Origin of the sequence: Schaalia sp. (assembly GCF_050312375.1) — a bacterium.
Taxonomy (GTDB): domain Bacteria; phylum Actinomycetota; class Actinomycetes; order Actinomycetales; family Actinomycetaceae; genus Pauljensenia; species Pauljensenia hyovaginalis.
In genome coordinates this window covers 1-4,872 of sequence record NZ_JBNOYB010000038.1, presented here as the reverse complement: position 1 = coordinate 4,872, position 4,872 = coordinate 1, and the positions used below count along the sequence as shown (strand labels likewise).

Annotated in this window: 5 protein-coding genes; 3 read left to right on the top strand and 2 right to left on the bottom strand. The window is 68.1% G+C overall.

From position 1 onward, the window contains the following. Nucleotides 1-98: 98 nt before the first annotated feature. Nucleotides 99-860, bottom strand: coding sequence for an isoprenyl transferase (locus ACQY7V_RS02720; protein WP_303774525.1), 762 nt, complete (start codon nucleotides 858-860; stop codon nucleotides 99-101). Between the two features lie 192 nt (nucleotides 861-1,052). Between ACQY7V_RS02720 and trhA the strand changes: the two genes are divergently transcribed. Both trhA and greA read left to right on the top strand, forming a co-directional pair. Next, entirely contained in the window at nucleotides 1,053-1,733 is a 681-nt protein-coding gene (gene trhA / locus ACQY7V_RS02715) for a PAQR family membrane homeostasis protein TrhA (protein WP_154476429.1), read from the top strand. An 87-nt stretch (nucleotides 1,734-1,820) separates the two neighbouring features. Further along, a complete protein-coding gene (gene greA, locus ACQY7V_RS02710; RefSeq protein ID WP_154476427.1) occupies nucleotides 1,821-2,300 on the top strand; it encodes a transcription elongation factor GreA in 480 nt (159 codons plus the stop codon). Nucleotides 2,301-2,551: 251 nt separating this feature from the next. On the opposite strand, the gene ACQY7V_RS02705 is transcribed toward greA, so the two are convergent. Beyond that, nucleotides 2,552-3,991, bottom strand: a complete 1,440-nt coding sequence (locus ACQY7V_RS02705) for an AI-2E family transporter (protein WP_428638781.1) — start codon at nucleotides 3,989-3,991, stop codon at nucleotides 2,552-2,554. Between the two features lie 217 nt (nucleotides 3,992-4,208). Between ACQY7V_RS02705 and msrA the strand changes: the two genes are divergently transcribed. Further along, a complete protein-coding gene (gene msrA / locus ACQY7V_RS02700; protein ID WP_419183685.1) occupies nucleotides 4,209-4,829 on the top strand; it encodes a peptide-methionine (S)-S-oxide reductase MsrA in 621 nt (206 codons plus the stop codon). Nucleotides 4,830-4,872: the final 43 nt, after the last annotated feature.

The window sequence follows — 4,872 nt, the reverse complement described above, 5'->3', positions numbered from 1 at the left end:
GCTTCGCGGCGCTTCCCGGCTTCCCCTGCGCGGGCCCCGCCCTCGTCGCCGGGATCGCCGGGAGGAGGACCGCCGCGACGGGCGGGGACGAGGGGCGCTCAGCGGCCGAGGCGGCGTTCGCGCTGGCCGTACGACCTCAGCGCGCGCAGGAAATCGACGCGGCGGAAATCGGGCCAGTACGCCTCGCAGAAGTAGTACTCCGAATGCACGGACTGCCAGATCATGAATCCCGAGAGGCGCTGCTCCCCGGAGGTCCGGATCACCAGGTCGGGATCGGGCTGGTCCTTCGTGTAGAGGTGCGCGGTGATGTCCGCATCCGACAGCTCCGCCTCGAGGTCCTCGAGGCTTCGGCCCGAGGCGATCGCATCGGAAAGGATGGCGCGGACGGCCTCTGTGATCTCATGGCGTCCGCCGTAGCCGACGGCGATGTTCACGCACAATCCCTGAATGCCCGAGGTCGCCCGCACCGAGGCGCGGATCCTCTCGGCGATCGGGGCGGGCAGCAGACCGAGATCGCCCACGACGGCCAAGCGCCAACGGCCGCGCCTGGCGAGCCGATCCACCGCATCCGCGATGATGCCGAGGAGTTCGTCGAGCTCAGCGGAAGAGCGCGAGAGATTGTCGGTCGACAGCATCCAGAGGGTGACAATCTCGACTCCGAGTTCTTCGGCCCAGCCGAGCACCTCGCTGATCTTGTCGGCCCCCGCACGGTGCCCCTGCGAGGGCTGCACGCCGAGCGACTTCGCCCAGCGGCGGTTCCCATCGAGGATGACGCCGATGTGCCGGGGGATCGACTCGGGCGGCAACTGACGCCGCAGCCGCTTCTCGTAGAGATCGTAGGCGAGATTCCAAGCTGCCACGGCCCCTCCCTTCCACTCAGCCTTGCGACGCTCGGGCCGAGTCGATTGTCGAGCACGAACGGGCTCGCGCACACAGAGTACCCGCATGCCCCCTCCCATGGGACCTTCATCATCACCCGGATCCCTCGCACACGAACCTACGGTGTAGTAACCTACGGAAACGTAAGTAGTGTTCTCGCCAGGGAGATGAACATGAAGGTCGCCTCACTCCGCCCCATGAATTGGCTCCCCGACCAGCTCATCGCGATCAAGCCGCACCTGCGCGGATGGCTCCACCTCGTCGCCGCCCCGCTCTCGCTCGCCGCGTCGATCGTCCTCGTCTGCCTGGCGCCCACAGCCGCGGAGAAATGGGCCTCAGCGGTCTACCTCGCATCCTCGCTCATCCTCTTCGGGGTGTCCGCGACCTACCACCGCTTCTATTGGAAGCCCAACTGGGAGCTCGTCTGGAAGCGCCTCGACCACTCGAACATCTTCCTCCTCATCGCCGGCACCTACACCCCCCTGTCTGTCGCGCTCCTTCACGGCCGCGACCAACTCACCATCCTCCTCACGGTCTGGATCGGAGCCGCCGCCGGCATCCTCATCAACATCTTCTGGCCGAGCGCCCCGCGCTGGCTCGCAACCCTCATCTACGTCGCGCTCGGATGGGTCGCCATCGCCTACCTCCCCCAGCTCTGGGCGGCGGGAGGACCCGCCGTCGTCTGGCTCCTGGTCTCCGGCGGACTCCTCTACACGCTCGGCGCCATCGTCTACGCGACGAAACGCCCCGACCCCTCACCGACCTGGTTCGGATTCCATGAGCTCTTCCACTCCTTCACAGTCCTCGCATGGGCCTGTCACTGCGTCGCCGTCTACATCGCCGTGCTCGGCTGAGCGCCTTGATACGCTGACCGCCTTGATACACTGCCCCATGCACGCCGGCACCCCTCGGAGCCGGCCCTTTTCTATCGGAGGTACCCCATGGCCGACACCCAGTGGCTCACTCAGGCTCAGTACGACCTGCTCAAGAGCGAACTCGCCGAGCGCATCGAAGTCAAGCGCGCCGAGATCGCCAAGCTCATCGATGCTGCGCGCCAGGAAGGGGACCTGCGTGAGAACGGCGGTTATCACGCCGCCCGCAACGAGCAGTCGATGAACGAGACCCGCATCCAGGCCCTCCAGGCCCTGCTCGAGAACGCCCAGGTGGGCGAGACCCCCGAAGACGACGGGATCGTCGAACCCGGCATGGTCGTGACCGCCCTCGTCGCAGGGCGCGAGCAGACCTTCCTCCTCGGCTCGCGCGACGCGGGCGGAGACCTCGGGGTCCAGGTCTTCTCCTCGACGGCCCCCCTCGGCGCCGCGGTCCTCGGGCACAAGACCGGTGACACGATCACCTACGAAGCCCCCAACGGCCGCGAGATCAAGGTCGAGATCCTCGAGGCCAAGCCCTTCGTCGGCTGAGGGCAAGGCGCCGCAAGCGCCGCTCCGCCCGCAAACCCCGACCCGACCCGGCGGTTCGGCCTGACGAGGCGGCTCCGGCCTGACGGGGCAGGCGAACCGCATCGACCGGAAGACCGCGCCGAGCGGGATCGCGTCATGTCATGCGCAACAGGGCATCTCACCCGCCTCAGCATGCCCCGCCCACGTCGCATCCTGGGTCCCGCCCTCGGGCCGAGGGCGGGACCGGGGCGGACCGGGCTACAGCTCCCGGGCTACAGCTCCTCGTCCCCGCCCTCGCCGATCGCTCCCGCGGCCCCGCCCTCGGCGCGCGACGAATCAGAAGAAGACGGCACGGGCGCCGTCTCGCCCTTCACCGGACTCTCCGCGCCGTCGACGGCGACGCCGCCATCCGAGTCCGTGCGGGCCTTGCCCGCGTACGACGCCTTCACGAGGTCGTCCAACATCTCGGGCGGGCCCCCGGGCCGCTGGCGATCCTCCGCCAGCTCGGGCATCGGATCGTATCCGTGCAGGTAGAGGAAGGTCGCATTCAAGAAGGCAGCGATCGGCACGCCGAAGACCGCACCCGGAATACCCGCAACCGAACCCGCGGCGGCGACGACCAGGAGCACCGCCATCGGGTGCAGCGACACCGCATGAGACATGAGGAACGGCTGGAGGATGTTCGACTCGAGCTGCTGAACGCCGAGGATCACGACCAGCATGATGACGCCCGCGGTGACCCCCTGATCGACGAGGGCGACCAGCACGGCGATCGCGCCGGACACCAGGGCGCCCACGATCGGAACGAAGGACGCGAAGAACACGACGACGCTGATCGGCACGACCATCGGCAGCCCCAGGAAGAACGCCCCCAAACCGATACCGGCCGCGTCGATCGCCGCGACTTGGATCTGCGTGCGCACGTACGAGCCCAGGGTCACCCAGCCGCGGATCGCCGATTCATGCAGGGGACGGCGTGCAGGCGCGGGGAAGAGCCGAACCACCCACAGCCAGATCGTCCTGCCCTCCTTGAGGAAGAAGAAGAGGCAGAAGAGCATGATCAGGGTGGATGACAGGATCGACACGACCGAAGAGGTCACCGAGAGGGCCGAAGTCGCCAGCACCGAGGAGTTCGCCTGGGCCCACTGCGTGATCTCCGCCTGAACAGTCGACAAGCCCTGATTGACCACCGTCATGTCGAGCTTGAGCGGCCCCTTCTCGATCCACTTCATCAGCTCGTCCACACCGGCGCTCGCCTTCGTGAACAGTCGGGGGAGCTGCTGGAAGATCTCATTGCCCGCCTGCGACAAGGCGACCACGACGACAGCGATCATGATGAGCAGGCCGAGAGCGGCCGACAGCGTGCGCGGGAAGCGCCAGCGGCTCGACAGCCAGCCGACCAGGGGCTCGAGCAGCACCGCGAGGAGGAGGGCGATCGCGACCGGCATGACGATGACCGACAGGCGCATCGCCGCCCAGATCAGGCCTGCCGCCGCCGCCGCGACGACGATCGCGCGCCAGGAGAGCGCCGCCGTCACGCGCAGCGACCACGGCACCGCGCCTGCGGCATCCCGGTCCTGGTCCAGAGGATCGCCCGGCCGGAACTCCATCGGGTCCTCCGCTGACTCAGCGGGCTTCTCGCCCACTTGCATCGCAAGGCGCTCGAAGATTTCCGCGAAGCGCCACTTCATGCGGGTGTTGTCGTCACTCATCGGCCATCCTCTTTCCACGTCTGCCTCAAGGCTACCCGAGGCTCGGAGGATCGCCGAGGCGAGCGGCCCTCACCCCGCGTTGCACAGCCCCGCACTCGGCGATGGACGCCCCGAGGCGGACGACGGCCGAGCCCGGCAGCCCCAGCAGCGCCGATCGGAGCGGCCCCAGCAGGGCCGATCGGACCAGCCCGTGCGCGCTTCGCGGATGAGTGCTTCGATGGAGCTCATGAATTCACGCATCTTCGGACTCGGCGGCTCCGCCTCCTTCCTGCCCGCTCCCCCGGCGCTCACCGCCCCGATCGATCACGAACCCGGCGAGGGCGAAGAAGTCCTCTACCTCGCCGCGGGCTGCTTCTGGGGAGTCGATAAGGCCTTCTGGAATGCACCCGGCGTCGTCGCAACCGCGACCGGCTACATGGGCGGGCACCTCGAGAACCCGAGCTACGAGCAGGTCTGCACATCCACGACCGGCCACGCCGAAACGGTTCGGGTCGTCTACTCGACCGCGCAGACCTCCGCAGCGCAGCTGATCGCGCGTTTCTTCGAGATTCACGACCCGACTCAGGTCGATCGTCAGGGGAACGACCTCGGCCCCCAGTACCGCGGCGCGATCTGGACCTCGACGCCCGAGCAGCTCGACGTGGCCCTTCGCGCCCGCGCGGCCTACCAGGGCGCCCTCGAGGCGAAGGGCTTCGGGGTGATCGCGACGCAGGTCGCCCCCGCTGATGAAGCGGGCCCCTTCTGGTACGCCGAGGAGTACCACCAGAAGTACCTCCACAAGAACCCCAACGGCTACGAGTGCCACGCCAGGACCGGAGTGCCCTGCCCGATCGTCTGAGCGAGAGGGCGCGGGCGAGGGCGTGAGAAGGCGCAAGAAAAGG